General features: G+C 75.2%; 1 protein-coding gene. It reads right to left on the bottom strand.

Annotated elements, in window-relative coordinates; all coding sequences use genetic code 11:
* Positions 1–678, bottom strand: a 678-nt coding sequence (locus ACYVO2_RS37295; protein ID WP_461012568.1) for an acyl carrier protein, incomplete at both ends; no start/stop codon positions are given.

Raw genomic sequence — 678 nt, 5'->3', positions numbered from 1 at the left:
AACCGCAGCCCCGACGCCTCACCCAGCCGGTTCCGCAACTCCACCGCGAGCAGCGAGTCGAAGCCCAGCTCCTTGAAGGTGCGGTCGGTGTCGACCGTGCGGTCGGAGGCGTAGCCGAGGACGAGGGCGACGCAGTCCCTGATGACGCCGAGGACTTCGTGCTCCTGGTCACCGGGGGTCAGGCCGGCCAGCCGGCGCGCGAGCGAGGTGCCCGCGGCGTCGGTCCGCGCGGCGGCCGCGGTGCGGCGGGGGGCGCGGACCAGGCCGCGCAGCATCGGGTGGAGGGTGCCGTCGCCCGCTTGGGCGCGCAGTGCCGTGAGGTCGAGCCTGGCCGTGACGAGCAGCGGCTCCGCCGCGTGTGTGCCGAGGTCGAACAGGTCGCGGCCCAGCTCTGCGGGCAGGCCGACGACGCCGCCGCGGGCCATGCGGAGCAGCGCGGTCTGGTCCATGTGGCCGGTCATGCCGCTGGCGTCGGCCCACAGGCCCCAGGCCAGCGACGTGGCCGCCAGCCCTTCGGCCCGCCGCCGCTGCGCCAGGGCGTCGAGGAAGGTGTTGGCCGCGGCGTAGTTGGCCTGGCCGGGGCCGCCGAGGATGCCCACCACGGAGGAGAAGAGGACGAACGCGGTGAGGTCGGCGTCGCGGGTCAGCTCGTGCAGGTTGACCGCCGCGTCCACCTTC

It is taken from the genome of Streptomyces capparidis, from assembly GCF_054782095.1.
Note: the sequence above shows the minus strand (reverse complement) of the source record. Positions and strands in the feature narration are given on the sequence as shown.